Annotated in this window: 20 protein-coding genes and 3 tRNA genes; 13 read left to right on the top strand and 10 right to left on the bottom strand. The window is 67.1% G+C overall.

The window, feature by feature from the left end:
* Positions 1-28: 28 nt before the first annotated feature.
* The gene (locus tag C3L37_RS10370) at positions 29-601 is read left to right on the top strand and encodes a hypothetical protein (RefSeq protein ID WP_129114527.1); all 573 of its coding nucleotides are present in this window, start codon (positions 29-31) and stop codon (positions 599-601) included.
* 290 nt (positions 602-891) lie between these two features.
* A complete protein-coding gene (locus tag C3L37_RS10375) occupies positions 892-1,098 on the top strand; it encodes a hypothetical protein (protein WP_129114528.1) in 207 nt (68 codons plus the stop codon).
* Between the two features lie 144 nt (positions 1,099-1,242).
* On the opposite strand, the gene C3L37_RS10380 is transcribed toward C3L37_RS10375, so the two are convergent.
* Entirely contained in the window at positions 1,243-1,437 is a 195-nt protein-coding gene (locus C3L37_RS10380; protein WP_129114529.1) for a cold-shock protein, read from the bottom strand.
* Between the two features lie 318 nt (positions 1,438-1,755).
* On the opposite strand from C3L37_RS10380, the gene C3L37_RS10385 reads away from it, so the two are divergent.
* On the top strand, positions 1,756-2,727 hold the full coding sequence (locus C3L37_RS10385) for a malectin domain-containing carbohydrate-binding protein (protein WP_129114530.1): 972 nt from the start codon (positions 1,756-1,758) through the stop codon (positions 2,725-2,727).
* Positions 2,728-3,145: 418 nt separating this feature from the next.
* On the opposite strand, the gene C3L37_RS10390 is transcribed toward C3L37_RS10385, so the two are convergent.
* Positions 3,146-3,219, bottom strand: a tRNA-Phe gene (locus C3L37_RS10390).
* Positions 3,220-3,273: 54 nt separating this feature from the next.
* The gene (locus C3L37_RS10395) at positions 3,274-3,834 is read right to left on the bottom strand and encodes a hypothetical protein (protein WP_129114531.1); all 561 of its coding nucleotides are present in this window, start codon (positions 3,832-3,834) and stop codon (positions 3,274-3,276) included.
* A 181-nt stretch (positions 3,835-4,015) separates the two neighbouring features.
* Here C3L37_RS10395 and C3L37_RS10400 point away from each other — a divergent pair, with 181 nt between their 5' ends.
* Positions 4,016-4,696 carry a helix-turn-helix domain-containing protein gene (locus C3L37_RS10400; RefSeq protein ID WP_129114532.1) on the top strand — a complete coding sequence of 227 codons (681 nt, stop codon included), beginning with the start codon at positions 4,016-4,018 and terminating at the stop codon, positions 4,694-4,696.
* A gap of 38 nt (positions 4,697-4,734) precedes the next feature.
* Here C3L37_RS10400 and C3L37_RS10405 read toward each other — a convergent pair.
* Positions 4,735-4,808 (bottom strand) — tRNA-Val (locus tag C3L37_RS10405).
* Between the two features lie 82 nt (positions 4,809-4,890).
* Here C3L37_RS10405 and C3L37_RS10410 point away from each other — a divergent pair.
* On the top strand, positions 4,891-5,391 hold the full coding sequence (locus tag C3L37_RS10410; RefSeq protein ID WP_129114533.1) for a DUF192 domain-containing protein: 501 nt from the start codon (positions 4,891-4,893) through the stop codon (positions 5,389-5,391).
* 90 nt (positions 5,392-5,481) lie between these two features.
* A complete protein-coding gene (locus C3L37_RS10415) occupies positions 5,482-7,407 on the top strand; it encodes an ABC transporter ATP-binding protein (protein ID WP_129114534.1) in 1,926 nt (641 codons plus the stop codon).
* Positions 7,408-7,416: 9 nt separating this feature from the next.
* Here the strand turns inward: C3L37_RS10415 and C3L37_RS10420 are convergent, their stop codons facing one another.
* A complete protein-coding gene (locus C3L37_RS10420; protein ID WP_129114535.1) occupies positions 7,417-7,740 on the bottom strand; it encodes a DUF5789 family protein in 324 nt (107 codons plus the stop codon).
* 152 nt (positions 7,741-7,892) lie between these two features.
* On the opposite strand from C3L37_RS10420, the gene C3L37_RS10425 reads away from it, so the two are divergent.
* The gene (locus tag C3L37_RS10425; RefSeq protein ID WP_129114536.1) at positions 7,893-8,630 is read left to right on the top strand and encodes a creatininase family protein; all 738 of its coding nucleotides are present in this window, start codon (positions 7,893-7,895) and stop codon (positions 8,628-8,630) included.
* A 24-nt stretch (positions 8,631-8,654) separates the two neighbouring features.
* On the opposite strand, the gene C3L37_RS10430 is transcribed toward C3L37_RS10425, so the two are convergent.
* Positions 8,655-9,104 (bottom strand): DUF5790 family protein, encoded by a 450-nt coding sequence (locus C3L37_RS10430; protein WP_129114537.1) that lies wholly within the window; start codon positions 9,102-9,104, stop codon positions 8,655-8,657.
* 138 nt (positions 9,105-9,242) lie between these two features.
* Positions 9,243-9,587, bottom strand: coding sequence for a dihydroneopterin aldolase family protein (locus C3L37_RS10435; protein WP_129114538.1), 345 nt, complete (start codon positions 9,585-9,587; stop codon positions 9,243-9,245).
* 133 nt (positions 9,588-9,720) lie between these two features.
* Here C3L37_RS10435 and azf point away from each other — a divergent pair, with 133 nt between their 5' ends.
* Positions 9,721-10,482: an NAD-dependent glucose-6-phosphate dehydrogenase Azf gene (gene azf, locus C3L37_RS10440; protein ID WP_129114539.1), complete on the top strand. Its 762-nt coding sequence runs from the start codon at positions 9,721-9,723 to the stop codon at positions 10,480-10,482.
* Between the two features lie 18 nt (positions 10,483-10,500).
* Here the strand turns inward: azf and C3L37_RS10445 are convergent, their stop codons facing one another.
* The gene (locus tag C3L37_RS10445; protein ID WP_129114540.1) at positions 10,501-10,770 is read right to left on the bottom strand and encodes a hypothetical protein; all 270 of its coding nucleotides are present in this window, start codon (positions 10,768-10,770) and stop codon (positions 10,501-10,503) included.
* 157 nt (positions 10,771-10,927) lie between these two features.
* Here C3L37_RS10445 and C3L37_RS10450 point away from each other — a divergent pair, with 157 nt between their 5' ends.
* Positions 10,928-11,788, top strand: coding sequence for a hypothetical protein (locus C3L37_RS10450; protein WP_129114541.1), 861 nt, complete (start codon positions 10,928-10,930; stop codon positions 11,786-11,788).
* Between the two features lie 32 nt (positions 11,789-11,820).
* Here the strand turns inward: C3L37_RS10450 and C3L37_RS10455 are convergent, their stop codons facing one another.
* Entirely contained in the window at positions 11,821-12,438 is a 618-nt protein-coding gene (locus tag C3L37_RS10455) for a DUF309 domain-containing protein (protein ID WP_129114542.1), read from the bottom strand.
* Between the two features lie 222 nt (positions 12,439-12,660).
* Here C3L37_RS10455 and C3L37_RS10460 point away from each other — a divergent pair, with 222 nt between their 5' ends.
* Positions 12,661-13,524, top strand: a complete 864-nt coding sequence (locus C3L37_RS10460) for a hypothetical protein (protein ID WP_129114543.1) — start codon at positions 12,661-12,663, stop codon at positions 13,522-13,524.
* A gap of 216 nt (positions 13,525-13,740) precedes the next feature.
* On the opposite strand, the gene C3L37_RS10465 is transcribed toward C3L37_RS10460, so the two are convergent.
* Positions 13,741-13,813: transfer RNA gene (locus tag C3L37_RS10465), tRNA-Arg, on the bottom strand.
* Positions 13,814-13,936: 123 nt separating this feature from the next.
* Here C3L37_RS10465 and C3L37_RS10470 point away from each other — a divergent pair.
* The 3 genes from C3L37_RS10470 to C3L37_RS10480 all read left to right on the top strand — a co-directional run bounded on the left by C3L37_RS10470 (position 13,937) and on the right by C3L37_RS10480 (position 16,604).
* The gene (locus tag C3L37_RS10470; protein ID WP_129114544.1) at positions 13,937-14,452 is read left to right on the top strand and encodes a hypothetical protein; all 516 of its coding nucleotides are present in this window, start codon (positions 13,937-13,939) and stop codon (positions 14,450-14,452) included.
* A 152-nt stretch (positions 14,453-14,604) separates the two neighbouring features.
* Positions 14,605-16,077 carry a single-stranded DNA binding protein gene (locus tag C3L37_RS10475; RefSeq protein ID WP_129114545.1) on the top strand — a complete coding sequence of 491 codons (1,473 nt, stop codon included), beginning with the start codon at positions 14,605-14,607 and terminating at the stop codon, positions 16,075-16,077.
* A gap of 95 nt (positions 16,078-16,172) precedes the next feature.
* Complete coding sequence (locus C3L37_RS10480) at positions 16,173-16,604, top strand: histone family protein (RefSeq protein WP_129114546.1); 432 nt, start codon at positions 16,173-16,175, stop codon at positions 16,602-16,604.
* The last annotated feature ends 1 nt before the right edge of the window (position 16,605 follow it).

Raw genomic sequence — 16,605 nt, forward strand, 5'->3', positions numbered from 1 at the left:
ATCCCTTCCACACGGCGAACCCACAATCATGAACGAATCATTCACCTCCAAGGCGAAGGCGAACCTCTCCGAGGCGATGCAGGGCGCGGCTCGCGAGTCGGCGAAAGATCTCGTGAAAGAAGCGGTCCGCGAGGCGAACGAGGAGTCGTCGTCAGGCCGCCGCTGTCCCGGATTCTTACTCCTCGGGGTCGGCGTCGCCGCCGGCTACGTCCTCGCGAACCGGCGGCTGGCTGCCTCCGAATTCGAAGACGACGAGTTCGAAGGCGAAGACCCGATGACGGACATCGAGGTCGAGGCGGTCGAAGACGCGGCGGACGAGTCGAACTCGAAGCGCACCCTTCCCCGGCTCCTCTTCCTTCTCGCGTCGATCGCCGTCGGCGGCTACCTCCTCCGGAAGAAGCGCGGCGGCGAAATCGACGAGACGAGCGACCTCGCCGACGACGTCGTCTCGGAGGTCCGCGAGGTCGGCGAACCGACGGAGGCACCGGACGACGGCGAGACGAACGAGGGCCGATTCGACGAGACCGTCGATGAGGACGAAGCCGCCGCAGACGACCAGGCGGCGTCCGTCGACGAACCCGACGAGGAAAACGCGGCGTAAGATACGACGCTCGCCGCTTTTTTGACTCACTCGCGTCACCTCGACCCGGAACGGCGCTTGTTCGTTTCGCGCGCTCGGTCGTGTCGTCGCTGGCCTCCGCGTCGGGACGTGCCTCCGCGACGGAAACCGTCGGCTCCCTCTCCGTCGAGGGCGACGGACCACCCCGAGCGAGACGTCTCGATTCGATCGGATCGAACGACCCGACGGCGGCGTGCGGGCGATCCGTCCGAGCTCCGACCCGATGGCGGAAAAGAGCTATCGTTATCGTCCCCCTCGCCCTACCTTCTCGTATGCTCAGAGCGATCCTCGCCCTCTTCGGACTGCTCGAACTCCTGTTCCCCCGGAGCGTCATCGACTACTCGATGACGCTCGCGTTCGACCAGCCCGTCGAGTCCGAGCCGAAGCCGTGGACGGTGACCGCCGCCCGGATCGAGGGACTCCTCATCCTCCTCTTCGCGCTCGGTAAACTGCCGCGACGGCCCGCCGCCAGCCGGTAAGACTCACCCGGACCGACCGCCGTCCCCGTTCGCGACGGCGACGATCGAACGCCACGAAGACCGACGCGGTCGCTCCGAGAGCGGTGTTCCGAAGTAAAAATACGGCGTCGCGTCGTCGCCGCGCGGCGACGAGTCTGCGCCGATTCAGAGGCGCGTGACGTTCGTCGCGCGCGGGCCCTTCGGGGCCTGTTCGATGCTGAACTCCACTTCCTGTCCCTCTTCGAGATCCGGACCGCCAACGTCCTCCATGTGGAAGAACACGTCGTCGTCCGCGTCGTCGCTCGAGATGAAACCGTAGCCGCCAGTGTCGTTGAAGAAATCAACGTTTCCTTTCGCCATTGCCTTTGGACGGTGCGCCCCCCGCCGCATAAGACTTTCGAGGGTCGTGGTACCAAGGGCGAATCTCGTTGACATCGTTCCGATTCGGACGAATTCAGTAGACGAATGTCCGATTCTCGTGGTCCCAGTCTCGGTCGTTCCCGAACCGGTCATCTATTCGAACTACGACTACCGTCATCCACACTTGCGAACGCGGTCGATTCGATTCTCGTCGGACTCGGCCACCGCCTTCGAATTCGCATCGACAGGTGACTCTCTCGAAATCACCACCGTCGTCCACCGTGACGTATAATTAGCCCCACGGGAAATCGGTCACCCATGTTCGCCTCGTCGCGCTCGTCGCCGAACGATTCCTCATCCGGTTCCCAGCGGTACGCGAGTTGGGTGCAGTGGGCGCTGCTCGGTATCGGCGGGCTCTTCTTTCTCAGCGGGATCCTGCTCGCCGTCGGCGTTCCCGACGCGCCGCTCGACGCGTTGGCCGCGGACGACGGCGACGAGTCGTACCCGACGCCGGTCCCGGAGGACGACTCCACCGCCGAGGACGCGAACGCCGGCGGCGAATCCGCCGCGACGAACGACGGCGGGAAGCGGGACTCCGGGACCGACGCCCGACAGTCCGATCCGCCGGACGCGCCGGAGACGACCGAGCCGACCGAGACCGCTACCGCTACCCCTACCCCATCGCCGTCGCCCGGCGGCGGCGCAGAGCCTGTGTACCGCATCAACGTCGGCGGTCCGCGAATCGCCGTCGACGGCGGCCTCGACTGGTCGCCCGACACCGCGGACGCCCCCTCGTCGCACTTCAATTCGGGCCGAACCGATACGGTCGCTCACCGCACGCCGGACGAGATCACCACGGAGGACGACGTCCCGTCGACCGCGCCCGACGCGATGTTCCAGACGTACCGGTTCGACCGCGGCTCCGACGACGAGGGCGACGAGGAGATGGTCTGGCGCTTCCCGGTCGATCCGAACCGCGCGTACGAGGTCCGACTCTACGTCGTCGAGCCGTTCTTCACCGACGGCGAGTCGGGCCGGGACTACGAGCGACCCTACGACGAGGGCGGCCCGCGCTCGTTCGGCGTCGAGATCGGCGGCGAAACCGCCATGGAGAACTACGAACCGTTCCGCGAGCACGGCCACGACGTGGGCGCCGTGCAGTCCTTCAAGGCGACCGACGACGACGGCGTGATCGAGGTCCGGTTCCTCCGCGAGGTGGAGAACCCCACCGTCTCCGGGATCGAGATCGTCGACGCCGGGCCGCGGGATGGAGACAACGGCGACGATTGAGTTATCGGCGGGGAGCGATTCGTCGCGGCCCATCGGACGGCAACGGGAATCCAGTCCGCGTCCCGACGAGTGGGGGTGATCGCCGACGTCGGTCCGTCCGAGGCGACGACGAGTACCCAGGTGGGACGACGGGCGACCCGTCGGCCTCGATCCATCTGCGTCCGTTACCGCGTAGACGCATCGCCTCCCGGATTTGAACCGGAGCAAGACGTGCTCGCTCACGTCGTTCGCTGCGCGCGACTTGCAGGGTTCAAATCGCGGTCGAGAACATTTTCACTGCTCGCTTCGTTCGCAGGAAAATGCCGCCTCCCGGATTTGAACCGGAGCCGTTCCGTTCGCTCCGCTCACTCCACGGCAGGGTCCAGAATCCGCTCGGATGGATACGTTTCGCTCGGCGAAGTTGCCTCGCGAAAACGTATGCCGCCTCCCGGATTTGAACCGGGGACAGCTCGATCTTCAGTCGAGTGCTCTCCCAGTCTGAGCTAAGGCGGCGCACTCGCACCGAGGTCGAAGAGGGCAAAAAGGATTTCGAAACGGACCCACGCCCTACGTGACTTTCCGCCGCTCCGTGAACGTCTCCTCGCCGCCGGCCCACCTGATCGTCGTGTCGATCGTCACGTACCCGTCGTTTCGCTGCACCTTGTACGCGTCCGCGTACCCGAGATCGACGCGTTCCGTCCGGGTCACCCGCTCGTCGCGATCCATCGAGTCGACGGTCTCTTGACCCCGCCAGAGCTCGTCGCCGTCGGCCGAGATGCGCGAGACGACGACGACCTCACTGTCCACGCGATCGCCCGTGTTCGTCACGACGACCGTCACGTCGCGGCAGGTCGTTCCGCACTCTTCGATCCGCTCTACCGCGAAACGAAACCGCTTATCGTCTCCGTCGGCCGTCTCGCCGGACCCGGTCGCGTTTTGACCGCCCGCCGCGCTATCGCCGTCCGATTTCGAGGCTGTGTTCTCCTGCATCGCTGTCGTCTGCTCCGTCCCGTCGTCCGTCGCGGGCTCGCCGATTAACTCCCCCGGATCTCCGAGGGCGAACGTCCCCGCCGCGGCCGCGACGGCGACGAATCCGACGACACCCAGTAGTACGTATCTCCCCTCCATCGAACGTTGTTTCTCCCCGAACGTGCGTAGTTTTTCGCACATATATTCTTTCTGTACAGTCGACACACGGCGTATATCCGCTATACTCTCCAATTTCTAAATTGTGGGAGGATAGATCAAAATAAATTATCTAATTCTGTTATTTACAGCATTCTGCTCTTCGTAACCGCTCCTCGAGCCGATGAGAACCGTCTTACTCGTCCGCCCGCTCGGGTACACAATGATCTCCGCGGAACTCGAACTCACCCCGACGGTCGACGGCCACGAGGCGATCTGCCTTCCCGATCTGGTCGTCGAACTCGATGCCAAGCGGACCAGCCCGTCCGGCGGGATCATCGTTCTGATGTGGGTTTCGGGGGAGGGATTCGACGCGTTCGAGTCCCACCTCGCGGCCGAGCCCGTGGTCAGGGGGTGGTCGCTTCTGGTCGACGAACGCGGGGTTCGGCTGTACAGGATTCGCTACACGGAAGAGTGGTTCGGACGCGAGTTCCACGAGCGGTGCGTCGAACTGGACGCGACGATCGTCGACGGCGTCGGAACCGAAAACGGATGGTTGACCCAGATTCGGTTCGTCGACCACCGATCCTTCCGCGAACTCTGCCACTGGCTGGACGAGCGGGGGGTGCGGTTCCGCCTCCGTAGCGTCAGCCGGATTCGGTCGGTCCGAAACGGCGTCGCCCACCTCACCGACACCCAGCGCGAGGCGCTGTCGCTCGCGTACGAACTCGGATACTACGACATCCCCCGTCGAGCCACGCTGGGCGAGGTCGCGGCCGAACTCGGCATCTCCGGTCAGGCCTGCTCGGAGCGGCTTCGCCGCGCGTCCGCGAAGCTGATCCAGACGTACGGCGTCGAGTCGTGAACGTTCGGCCGGTTGCCGACGCGTTCGCCGCAGAAACGTGGGCTCGGGCGGATTCGAACCACCGATTTCGGCCTTGTAAAGGCCGCGTCATGACCAGCTAGACCACGAGCCCGTACGTGGATACTCGACTCGGCGCGAATAACTGTTGCTTTCTGCCCCGGAACGTTTACCCCCGCGCTTTCCTACCTTCCCGTGTGGTCTCTCGACGCACCCTCGCCGTCCTCGCCGCGGTCGCCCTCCTCGCGGTCGCCGGCGTCGGGGCCGCCTACGCGGCCGGACTCTTCTCCGCCGGCGAGTACGACCGGACGACCGTCACCGTCGTGGACGACGAGGACGGAACGAAACTCGCCACCGTTGAGGTCCGCGTCGCCGACACGCCGCAAAAGCGGTACACGGGCCTGAGCGACACGGCCTCCCTCGACGACGGCGAGGGGATGCTGTTCGTCCACCCCGCCGAGGGCGATCACGCCTACGTCATGCGCGATATGGCCTTCCCGCTGGACATCGTCTTCGTCGACGCCGACGGGACGATCACGCGGATCCACCACGCCCCGCTCCCGTCGGAGGGGACGGACGAGTCCGATCTGAAACGGTACGAGGGCCGCGGCAAGTACGTCCTCGAAGTGCCGTACGGCTACACGAACCGAACGGGCGTCGACGCCGGCGATCGGGTCACTATCCGGGACTGGGACTGAGCGCCGACGCGCGCCCACACCGCGGGGCGATCCGGCGTATTCCGGTTCGAATGAGAACCCCTTTGACACTTCGCCGAGAAGGTTTCTCCCATGAGTAGCATCGACTGGGAAAAAGACGACCCGTTCGAAGCGCAGCGCGACGGCATCGAAGAGCCGATGCGTCGGTTGCTCTTCGCGTACGGTCGTCCCCACTGGTTCTCGGCGACGGTCGGAATCGTCGCCAGCGTCCTCGCGCGGATCCTCGACCTCTTGCCGCCGATCCTCCTCGGCGTCGCGATCGACTCCCTCTTCGAGAAGACCGCGCCGTTCAGCTTACCCGTCGTCCCCGACGCGTGGCTCCCCGCCGACGGCACCGGACAGTTCGCGCTCGTCATCGGGCTCATCGCCGGCTCCTTTCTCGTCGGGGCGGCGTTTCACTGGATCCGAAACTGGGGGTTCAACGCCTTCGCGCAGGACATCCAACACGAGGTCCGAACCGACGCGTACGACCGGATGCAGCGGCTGAACCTGGACTTCTTCGCCGACAAGCAGACCGGCGAGATGATGTCCGTCCTCTCGAACGACGTCAACCAGCTCGAACGCTTTCTCAACGACGGGTTGAACTCGGCGTTCCGACTGGTCGTCATGGTCGTCGGCATCGCGGTGTACCTCCTGTATCTCAACCCGCAGCTCGCGCTCGTCGCCCTCTCGCCGGTGCCGCTCATCGCCGTCTTCACGTACATCTTCGTCAAGCGGATCCAGCCGAAGTACGCCGCGGTCCGATCGAGCGTCGGCAAGGTGAACTCCCGGCTGGAGAACAACCTCGGCGGGATCCAGGTGATCAAATCGAGCAACACCGAGAACTTCGAATCGGACCGGGTGGACGACGTCTCGCGGAAGTACTACGACACGAACTGGGGGGCGATCCGCATCCGAATCAAGTTCTTCCCCGGCCTCCAGCTCATCTCGGGGATCGGCTTCGTGCTCACCTTCCTCGTCGGCGGCTACTGGGTCTTCACGGGGAGCGCGCCGGGTCCGTTCAGCGGAACGCTCTCCACGGGGGACTTCGTCGTCTTCATCCTCTTCACCCAACAGCTCGTCTGGCCGATGGCGCAGTTCGGGCAGATCATCAACATGTACCAGCGCGCCGAGGCCTCCGCCGAGCGCATCTTCGGCCTCATGGACGAGCGCGGGCGGATCGACGACGACGGGAACGCGGACGACCTGGTCGTCGGCGACGGTCGCGTCGAGTACGACGACGTCACGTTCGGCTACGACGAGGGCGAGACGATCGTCGAGGACGTCTCCTTCACCGTCGAGGGCGGCGACACCCTCGCGCTCGTCGGGCCGACCGGCGCGGGCAAGTCCACGGTTCTCAAGCTGCTGCTTCGGATGTACGACGTGGAAGAGGGAGCTGTCCGGATCGACGGGCAGGACGTCCGCGACGTGAACCTATCGAGCCTGCGGCGGTCGATCGGCTACGTGAGCCAGGAGACGTTCATGTTCTACGGGACGGTGAAGGAGAACATCGCCTACGGCGCGTTCGACGCGTCCGACGAGGCGATCGTCGAGGCGGCGACGGCGGCGGAGGCGCACGAGTTCATCTCGAACCTCCCGGACGGGTACGACACGATGGTCGGCGAGCGCGGCGTGAAGCTCTCTGGCGGCCAGCGCCAGCGGCTCTCCATCGCCCGCGCCGTGCTCAAGGACCCCGAGATCCTCGTGCTCGACGAGGCGACCTCCGACGTGGACACCGAGACGGAGATGCTGATCCAGCGGAGCCTCGACCGCCTGACGGCCGATCGGACGACGTTCGCCATCGCCCACCGCCTCTCGACGATCAAGGACGCGGATCAGATCGTCGTCCTCGAAGACGGCCGAATCAAAGAACGCGGCGCGCACGAGGAGCTTTTGAAAGCGGACGGTCTGTACGCACACCTCTGGGGCGTTCAGGCCGGCGAGATCGACGAACTCCCGGAGGAGTTCATCGAGCGGGCGAGCCGCCGGCAGGCCCGAACCGAGGCCGGAAACGACTGAGCGGGTCGGTCAGAACGACTCGTTCTCCCCGCCTTCGCCCTCGGTTTCGAGCCCGCGGTCGCTGTACCCCTCGCGACCGACGGCCTCGCTCCCGACCATGTTGAACACCGCCTGTCTGACCTCCTCGGCCCGTTCGAACTCCTCGCCGCTTTCCTCCTGGTACGGTTCGAGGATCTCGCCGAACGTCCGCGCCCCGGACGGGAGTTCGAGCTCGTGGTCGCCGTACTCGTCGACCAGCTCCTCCGCGGTGGCCGGGTACTCGTGGTCGTCGAGCTTCTCCTCCAGGTCGCCGAACTCGATCCCCTGCTCGCGGGAGTCTTCCTCGTCGCTCATGATCGTTCTCGATCGCATCGTCGCCGCGACGACACTAACGCCTTTGGGCCGCCCGTCTCGGCGAGCGGTCGTCCGATCCTCGCGTCGGTCGCCGTCGCGGCCGTCCTCCCCTTTCGTCCCCCTTTAGGTGGCTCCCCCGCGGAGAGCCACCCATGCACCTCTCGGAAGTCGCCTGGACCGACGTCGCCGACCTCGACGCGGACCTCGCGCTCCTGCCCGTCGGCAGCACCGAACAGCACGGCCCCCACGCCCCGCTCGGCACGGACGCGCTGAACGCGGCCGCCGTCGCCGACGCGACCGCGGAGGCGTACGACGGCGAGGTCGTCGTCGCCCCGACGATTCCGGTCGGCGTCGCGGAGGAACACCGCCACTTTCCCGGCACGCTCTGGGTGACCCCGGACACGTTCCGCGCCTACGTCCGCGAGACGGTCGGAAGCCTCGCCGCCCACGGCCTCGATCGAATCGTGATCGTGAACGGCCACGGCGGCAACGTCGACGCGCTCCGGGAGGTCACCGGAACGATCACCCGCCGGGACGGGGCGTACGCGGTGTCGTTCACGTGGTTCGAGACCGTCGGCGAGCACGCCGCGCGGATGGGCCACGGCGGCGCGATCGAGACGGCGATGCTCAGACACGCCGCGCCGGAACTCGTCCGCGAGGATCGGATCGAGGAGGCCCGCGAGGGCGCGAGCGACCGCTGGGGCGAGTGGGTTTCGGGCGTCAACCTCGCACACGACTCCGCGGAGTTCACCGAAAACGGCGTCGTCGGGGACCCGAGCGAAGGTGAAGCCGAGCTCGGCGCCGAACTGCTCGACCTCGCGGTGGAAGCGTTGTGTACGCTTCTCGCGGCGGTCGAAGGTCGCGACGTCTCGCGTCCGGCGGATCGGTAGCCGATCCGCGCCGGAACCGCGACGCTACTCTTCGGATTCTTCTTCCGCTTCCGCTTCTTCCGCTTCTTCCTCGTCCGTCCCCGACTCGTGCGCCTCGTCCAGCGCGTTTCGAAGCTCCGGGACGGTGCTCGTCAGCGCTCCGACCTGTTCGCGAGCGTCTTCGAGCATCCCGACGACCTCCTCGACCGCCTCGATCTCCGCTTCGAGGTCGTCGGCGTCCTCGAACGCGTCGGCGCGCTCGCCCAGCGTGTACCACTTTTTCGCCTGCCGCAGGTGCTCCTCGGCGTCGCCCGCGGAAAGCGCGGAGCGGAGCCCGTTCAACACGCCGAGGACGTTCTCGGCCTCGGTCTCCCACACGTCGTCGCCGGCCGGGAGCGCCTCCCACGCCCCTTCGAGGTGCGACTCCACGTCCTCGCGCATCTCCGCCGCCGCTTCGCCGAACAGTTCGTCGTCGCCGAGCGTCGATTGACTCATACGGGACGTTTGAACGCCTCCCGATTTAAACGCGTGCCCGAAAGTGAAAGTGAAATCCCGTCCGCTGGGCGACCGTCGCGCGGATTTCGCGACTCGCGCGTCGAGCCGATTCGTCGCTCGCCGGAGAGTGCCTGTCCGTCACTCGCCCTCGACCGCGACCAGCCGCATGAGCGGGTACCCTCCCTCCATCTCCATCCGCGTCCGGACGAGCACCCCCTCGTACCTGATCCGCATCTCGACTTCCATGAACCGGCCCGTGAGCTCCGCGTAGCCGTGTTCGTGCTCGATCGCATCCGCGATCGCGTCGTCGAGGACGTCCACCGTCACGGACTCGCAGTACGGCTGGTTCTCGATGGCCTCCGCTATCGCCCGTTCGAGGCTGCGCGCGCTGTCCGGGCTCACGGGCGTCCCCGCGAACTGGTGGTACAGCGACCCGAACTTGATCCCCGCCTCGAAGCACGCCCGCTGAGCGTCCGTCGGCATGTTCGAACCGACCCGGCGGGACGGCTAAGTTCTGTCGTCGCGCGCCTCCGACGTGGTATATAAGGTACTGTCGTGGGGAATCGTCGGCAAAACCGGTCCTTACTTAGCCTCCTGTTTTCCAATATCTACCCGAATGGACGACCCGGTTCTGTTAACGGGTGCCGCCGGACGCGTCGGGCAGGCGATCCTCCGCGATCTGGCGGACGAGTACGAGTGGCGGCTGCTCGACCGCGAACCGCTGCCGAAAGAGAAGCTCCCCGAGGGCATCGAGCGGGAGGCGGTGTCCGTCGCCGACGTGACCGACGACGAGGCGGTCCGCGAGGCGATGGAGGGCGTCGGCGCGGTCGTCCACCTGGCCGGCGATCCGCGGCCGCAGGCCCCCTGGGACAGCGTGCTGCGAAACAACATCGACGGGACGCAGACGATCTTCGAGGCGGCGGTGGACGCGGGAGTCGAGAAAGTGGCGTTCGCCTCGTCGAACCACGCCGTCGGCGCGTACGAGACTGACGAGCGGACGCCCGACCTGTACCGCCCCGAGGACGACTTCCGGCTGAACGGCGCGGAACTCCCCCGTCCGAGCAACCTCTACGGCGTGAGCAAGGCGGCCGGCGAGGTGCTGGGCCGGTACTACCACGACGAACACGGCCTCTCCGTCGTCTGCGTCCGCATCGGCAACCTCACGCGCGGTCATCCGCCGTGGGACTACGAGCGCGGCCAGTCGATGTGGCTCTCGTACCGCGACTGCGCGCACCTGTTCGACTGCTGTCTCAGGGCGACCTACGACTTCGAGATCGTCTACGGCATCAGCGACAACGACCGCAAGTACTACTTGATCGATCGCGCGCGCGACGTCCTCGGGTACGATCCGCAGGACAACTCCGCCGAGTTCGAGTAGGCGGGGCGCGGAGCGCGCTCAGCGCCCGTTCCCCTCGTCTATCTCCCCGTGGGCTTCGAGGTACTCGGTGAGGCGCTCGCGCGCCCGGTCGAGGTGCGTCCGCGTCCCCTCGTCGACCTCGGTTTCGAGCGCGCTTGTCTTCTCGACGAGCTCCCGGAGCCGATCCGGGTGCGGTGAGAGGTCCGTCTCCCCTTCCCCTCCCCTTCGTCGGCGGTCTTGTCGCCCTCCGCGACCTCCATCAGTCCCTCGTCGAGCGACCGGAGTTGTTCCTGCGTTTCCCCGTCCCACCGTCGGCCGCTCGCTGGAGCGACTCGCGGGCGCTTCGAAGCGGATCGGACATACACGGCGGTTGCGTCCGAAGCCGGTTGAGTCCACGGGCCGGCGCGGGCCGCGACGCGGGCCGACCCGGGCCACGACTCAAGGTCGTCGCGGCCGAAGGGCGGGTATGGCCACGGACACGCTCACCGAGGCGGACCGGGACGCGCTCGCGGCGCTCCTCGACGGTCCGGCGGACGCTTCCGCGCTCGCGAGTCGAACCGACTCCGTCCCCGACGACCTCGCCGAACGGCTGGCGTTCTTCGAGGACAACGGGCTCGTGCGCGAACGCGACGACGGGCGGTTCGAACTCACCGACAGCGGCCGACGGATCGTGCTGGCTCCGGGGGACGGGAGCGCCGACGACGACATCGACCTGCCCGATCGCGTCAGGCGGACGCTCGCGGCGCTCGGCCTCCGGGCGGACCTGCTCGACGCGGTTCGCCACGCGTTCGCCTTTCTCGCCTATTGGGGCGAGGCGACCGCCGCCGAACTCCGCGAGGGGGTGTACACCGAAGCCCCGTCGGGGTACGGCTCCCCTGACGAGTGGTGGCGCGACGGCGTACGCGGCGCGCTGGCCGCGCTCCCCGACATCGAACCGCCCTCCGAAGATGGCGGACTGTGGCGGTACTCCGGGGATCCGGAGCGCGCCGATCCGGCCGCGGAGGGGTGGAAGATGCTCGACCGGACGGCGGCGCACGAGCCGTACACGAGCCTGACGCACGTCCTGACCGACGAATCGGTGACCGGAAACGAACGGTCGGCGGTCGTCGCGGCCTTCGAACGACTCCGCGAGCGCGGCGAGGCGGACGACGACGAGATCCGCGAAGCCGCCGGACGCGTCGAAGGTCCGGACGACGCGTGGCTGAACCGCGAACTGCCCGATTTGCTCGCGGCCGTGCCGTTCGTGTCGCGCACGTCGGACGGTCGGTGGTCGTACGTCTCGATGCGCGAGCGGGCTAGGGTCGGATTCGACCCCGCGGACGCCTGAACGGCTCGGAACCGGCGTTCCGACGGAGCCGATCAGTCGAACAGTCCGTCGACGTCCTCCTCGCGCTGCGTCCGACGTTCGACGTGCTCTCGGAGCCGTCGGTACACCAATTCCCGCCGCTCGGCCTTCGCGGCGAAGTCGGCGACGAGCGCGATGAACCGCGTTCGCGTCCCCTCTTCGAGTTCCTCTCGGGCGAATTCGATCGCGCGGGCGAGCACGTCGCCGTCGAATCGGTCGTCGTCCTCGGCCAGCACCCGCGCCGCGACGGCCGCGGCTTCGAAATCGAGGTCCGAAGGCCGCAGCGCGTGCCCGTCGACCGTCAGCGCGGGCGGTCGGCGTCGCTCCGCGATCTCGGGATCGCGCGCGAGCGCGGCGAGGTACCCCCGTATCGGCGCGAGGTCGACGCCGCGGTACGTCGGCGGCAACCCGCCGAGATACTCGCCCGCGCTCGCGGCGAGCCCCGTCGCTCCCCGCCAGTTCCTCCGCCGGGCGTGGTGGATCGCGGCCGTGAACTGGATCAGTCCGTGGAGGAACCGCTCGTCGTCGGTTCCGCGTTCGAGTTCGAGCCAGCGGTCCTCCCAGGCGTCGTGGGCGGCGTGGTGTTCGCCCGCGTTGTATATCGCGACGCCGGCGCGGAGCGCGTCGTCCATGCCGACGCTATCCCCCGGGGCCGGAAAACGGTGACGCGCGCTCGTCGAGGCGAACGCGTGCCCGCGACCGCCGACACTACCGCCGAGGCGACCGTTTCGCTCGGATGCCAGTCAGACGAACGCGGCTGTAATGCCCCCAAATAAATACGTTAGCCTTGGAATAATGGTAAGTAAGAGGTTACTGAACAGAAGTTATACGTCTCCTCGTGGCACTCACGCCCGATGTTCGAACCCAGACAGACCCGCCGAGAGGCGCTGAAAGGTATCGCGTTGGGCGGACTCACAGCCGTGGGCGTCGGCTCTTCGGCCGTCTCGGCGCAGTCCGGCAACGGCTCGCAGACGGGCGACGACTCGCAGCCGGTGATCGTCGACGACTTCGAGGACGGCGACCTGAACGAGTACGAGTTCGACAGGGGTCGATCCGGGGCCGAGGTCGTCACCGACCAGGCGTACCGGGGATCGAACGCCCTGGCGATCACCGGCACGGACACGGAACTCACTTCGACTACCGGGCTGGACCCCTATCCGCGGGCGGGGGACACGTTCACCTGCTGGTTCCGCGCGTCGGGCGGCGCGGACACCCTCCAGTTCTCGTACGGGGTGCAGAGTCCGGGGGACCGCTACTACGTCAAGGTGAACTACCCGAACGAGGCGATCCAGCTCTACCGGGTGCGGAACACCGGATCGCCGACGCGGTACGGCGCGGCCAACCGGGGCTTCACGCTCGCCAAGGATCGGTGGTACGGCCTCGTGATCACGTGGCACGAGGACGGCCGACAGATAGTTCGGCTCTACGACGAGGGCGGAAACAAGCTCACCCAGTTCGCCGGCCGCGACAACACCTGGAAGCGGGGCGGGATCGGCTACGACGCCTACCTCGAATCCGGCGGCACCGCGTACTTCGACTACGTGACCATCACCTCCCCGCCGAAGGACGGCAACGGTGGCAACGGTGGGATGAATGGTAACGGTGGAAACGGTGGTAACGGAAATGGCGGGATGAACGGCAACGGCGGTAACGGCGGGATGCACGGCGGCGGTAACGGTGGCAACGGTGGGATGAACGGCAACGGCGAACAGGGGTAGAGTACGCGGCTTCGACCCCCACGTGGCCGTCCCACGACGTAGATTAACCTCCGCTGGTCACCCCGCGTCGCGAAAACGTCCCGCCGGAGATTTGAACTCGCTCGCACGCTCATCCGTTCACGCGCTCGCTGCTCAACCCTCCGTAGAGCCGCACAACCCGACGTGTTATACGAGAGACGCGGAGGTCTCTCGTGGCGTTGCATCGGGAAAGTGTAGCGTCCTGACGGAGATTTGAACTCCGGTCCCTGGCTCCGCAAGCCAAGAGGATAGTCCACTACCCTATCAGGACTCATACTCGGATACACGCGATCAGCATAAGACGGTTACGGTATCGCCGTCCCGTGCCCCGAAGGCACAAAGAGATTTTTGACCGTACGCAAGTGCTTTGAAAAGAGCCGGCGCATGGGCACGCATGAAGCGACGAACGCTCCTCGCGAACGCGGCGGTGGCGGCGACGAGCGCCGGGTTCGCCGGCTGTCTCGCGAACGGCGAGTCCCCGAACGGCGGCGACGAGGGCGGGAACGGGGGCGGAAACGACTCCGAGGGGAACGAGGGCGACGGGACCGACGCCCCGACGCGACCGGCGATCGCGGACCGATCGTTCGCCCGAACCGACGAGTGCTCGGAACCCGAATCCGCCGAGATCGAGTACGGCGAGGCCGACGTGACCGCGACGGGCTGTATCCGCGGCCGTAGCGGGTGCGCGAGGGCGACGCTGAAGCGCGCGACGCTCGACGGCGATCGGCTCGAAATCGTCGTCGCCGCGGAGGAGGCGCGGGACGAAGACGAGGCGTGCACGGCGGTCATGGTTGACCTCGGGTACGAGGCCGTCGTCGAATTCGAGCGCGGCCTCCCGAAGGAGACCGCCGTGGTACACGAGGACGTCGACGAGCGCGAGACGGTCGCGACCGAAAAGCGCGACGCGTAGCGCGGCCCGAACGTATATTTATATCTGAGGAGGGGACCAACGTCCCCCGTGATCGATCGGAACCGACGAGCCGAAAAACCGCCGGACGGCACGGCCGTATCGGCGCAAGGACAACGCTTAAGCGCGGTCCTTTCCTGTTTCGCCACACGATTATGGGTGTGATTGAGGACGTGTACGAGGACCTCGACACCGAGGTCCCCCTCGAAGAGTTCGAGGCCGCGGTCGCGGACAAAGTCGAGCAGATGGGGGGGCTCGCGGACGAGGAGACGGCGGCGATGCTCATCGCCCACGAGTTGAAGGACGAGGAGGTAAACGGCGTCGCCGACATCGAACCGGGCATGGACGAGGTGAAGTTCATGGCGAAGGTCGTCAGCGTCGGCGAGATGCGGACCTTCGAGCGCGACGGCGACGACGAGGAGGGACGCGTCGTCAACGTCGAAGTGGCGGACGCCACCGGCCGGATCCGCGTCTCCTTCTGGGACTCGATGGCGCAAGCCGTCCACGAGGGCGAGCTCGAAGTGGGCCAGGTGCTCCGGATCAAGGGCCGGCCGAAGGACGGCTTCAACGGCGTCGAGGTCGCGGTCGACAAGGCCGAACCCGACGAGGACGCGGAGATCGACGTGCAGGTGCTCGACGTGTACCGCGTCGAGGACCTCTCGCTCGGCCTCTCGGACGTCAACCTCCGCGGAAAGGTGCTCGACGCGGACGCCGTCCGAACGTTCCAGCGCGACGACGGCTCCGAGGGTCGCGTCGCGAACCTCACGCTCGGCGACGGGACGGGTCGCGTGCGCGTGACGCTGTGGGACGACAAGGCCGACCTCGCGACGGCGTTCGACCCGGGCGACTCCGTCGAGGTCGTCGACGGCTACGTTCGCGAGCGCGACGGCGACCTCGAACTCCACGTCGGCTCCCGCGGCGCGGTCGACGAGATCGACGAGGAGATCGAGTACGTCCCGGACACGGCGGACATCGACTCGTTGGAGATCGGCCAGACCGTCGACATCGCCGGCGGCGTGATCGAGACCGACCCCAAGCGGACGTTCGAGCGCAAGGACGGCTCGGAGGGGCAGGTCCGAAACGTCCGCGTCAAGGACGACACGGGGGAGATACGGGTCGCGCTCTGGGGCGAGAAGGCCGACGCCGACGTGGAACTCGCGGACCACGTCGTCCTCACCGACGTCGAGATCAAGGACGGCTGGCAGGAGGACCTCGAGGCGTCCGCCGGCTGGCGCTCGACGATCACCGTGACGGGGGAGAGCGCCGGCCCGGCGAGCGACGCCGCCGACGCGGACGCCGCCGGCGCGAGTTCGGAGGGACTCGGCGCGTTCGCCGGCGGTGGGGCGGACGCGGCGGAAGGCGGCGGAACAGTCGAAAGCGGAGCCACCGCCGCCGGAGCGGCGACAGACGAGGCGACCGACGCCGAGCCGTCGTCCCCGTCCGACGCTGGGGACGATGACGCGATCGAGTTCACCGGAACCGTCGTCCAGGCCGGATCGCCCGTCGTGCTGGACAACGGGAGCGAGACGCGGAGCGTCGACGCCGACGCCGACCTGCGGCTGGGACAGGAGGTGACCGTTCGCGGTCGGCTCCGAGACGGCCGTATCGAGGCCGAAGAGATCTTTTGAGCCGGCGTGCGACCGTCTCGTTTCCCGCGACAGTTCAATTGCGGAGAACGCCTTAACGGAAAGGATTATACACGGCACGCGCCGGATATGTGGATATGAGTGTTGAGCTGCCGTTCGCCCCGGTGGACGCCATCATCCGGCGCAACTCCGGCGACCTCCGGGTGAGCGCCGACGCGGCCGAGGAACTCGCCCGCCGCATCCAGGAGCACGGCGCGGCGCTCGCGAAGGACGCCGCCGAGCGGGCGACGGCCGACGGTCGAAAGACGCTGATGGCGGCGGACTTCGGCGTCGAGCAGGTCGTCGACCGCTCGCAACTCGAACTCCCCATCGCCCCCGTCGACCGCATCGCTCGCCTCGACATCGACGGCCGCTACCGCGTGGCCATGGACGCCCGCATCGCCCTCGCGGACATCCTCGAAGACTACGCCGACAACGTCGCGGGCGCGGCCGCGACGCTCGCACACCACGCCGACCGTCGAACGATCCAGGCGGAAGACATCGAGACGTACTTCTCCCTCTTCGAATAGG

Origin of the sequence: Halegenticoccus tardaugens (assembly GCF_004116405.1) — an archaeon.
Classification (GTDB): domain Archaea; phylum Halobacteriota; class Halobacteria; order Halobacteriales; family Haloferacaceae; genus Halegenticoccus; species Halegenticoccus tardaugens.

Excerpts from the sequence above, each read along its gene's own strand:
- C3L37_RS10450 (WP_129114541.1), top strand. The coding sequence starts at position 10,928 with ATGGCCACGGACACGCTCACCGAGGCGGACCGGGACGCGCTCGCGGCG.
- C3L37_RS10380 (WP_129114529.1), bottom strand. The coding sequence starts at position 1,437 with ATGGCGAAAGGAAACGTTGATTTCTTCAACGACACTGGCGGCTACGGT.
- azf (WP_129114539.1), top strand. The coding sequence starts at position 9,721 with ATGGACGACCCGGTTCTGTTAACGGGTGCCGCCGGACGCGTCGGGCAG.
- C3L37_RS10430 (WP_129114537.1), bottom strand. The coding sequence starts at position 9,104 with ATGAGTCAATCGACGCTCGGCGACGACGAACTGTTCGGCGAAGCGGCG.
- C3L37_RS10435 (WP_129114538.1), bottom strand. The coding sequence starts at position 9,587 with ATGCCGACGGACGCTCAGCGGGCGTGCTTCGAGGCGGGGATCAAGTTC.
- C3L37_RS10455 (WP_129114542.1), bottom strand. The coding sequence starts at position 12,438 with ATGGACGACGCGCTCCGCGCCGGCGTCGCGATATACAACGCGGGCGAA.
- C3L37_RS10480 (WP_129114546.1), top strand. The coding sequence starts at position 16,173 with ATGAGTGTTGAGCTGCCGTTCGCCCCGGTGGACGCCATCATCCGGCGC.
- C3L37_RS10460 (WP_129114543.1), top strand. The coding sequence starts at position 12,661 with ATGTTCGAACCCAGACAGACCCGCCGAGAGGCGCTGAAAGGTATCGCG.
- C3L37_RS10415 (WP_129114534.1), top strand. The coding sequence starts at position 5,482 with ATGAGTAGCATCGACTGGGAAAAAGACGACCCGTTCGAAGCGCAGCGC.
- C3L37_RS10385 (WP_129114530.1), top strand. The coding sequence starts at position 1,756 with ATGTTCGCCTCGTCGCGCTCGTCGCCGAACGATTCCTCATCCGGTTCC.
- C3L37_RS10400 (WP_129114532.1), top strand. The coding sequence starts at position 4,016 with ATGAGAACCGTCTTACTCGTCCGCCCGCTCGGGTACACAATGATCTCC.
- C3L37_RS10425 (WP_129114536.1), top strand. The coding sequence starts at position 7,893 with ATGCACCTCTCGGAAGTCGCCTGGACCGACGTCGCCGACCTCGACGCG.
- C3L37_RS10470 (WP_129114544.1), top strand. The coding sequence starts at position 13,937 with ATGAAGCGACGAACGCTCCTCGCGAACGCGGCGGTGGCGGCGACGAGC.
- C3L37_RS10375 (WP_129114528.1), top strand. The coding sequence starts at position 892 with ATGCTCAGAGCGATCCTCGCCCTCTTCGGACTGCTCGAACTCCTGTTC.
- C3L37_RS10370 (WP_129114527.1), top strand. The coding sequence starts at position 29 with ATGAACGAATCATTCACCTCCAAGGCGAAGGCGAACCTCTCCGAGGCG.
- C3L37_RS10475 (WP_129114545.1), top strand. The coding sequence starts at position 14,605 with ATGGGTGTGATTGAGGACGTGTACGAGGACCTCGACACCGAGGTCCCC.
- C3L37_RS10420 (WP_129114535.1), bottom strand. The coding sequence starts at position 7,740 with ATGAGCGACGAGGAAGACTCCCGCGAGCAGGGGATCGAGTTCGGCGAC.
- C3L37_RS10395 (WP_129114531.1), bottom strand. The coding sequence starts at position 3,834 with ATGGAGGGGAGATACGTACTACTGGGTGTCGTCGGATTCGTCGCCGTC.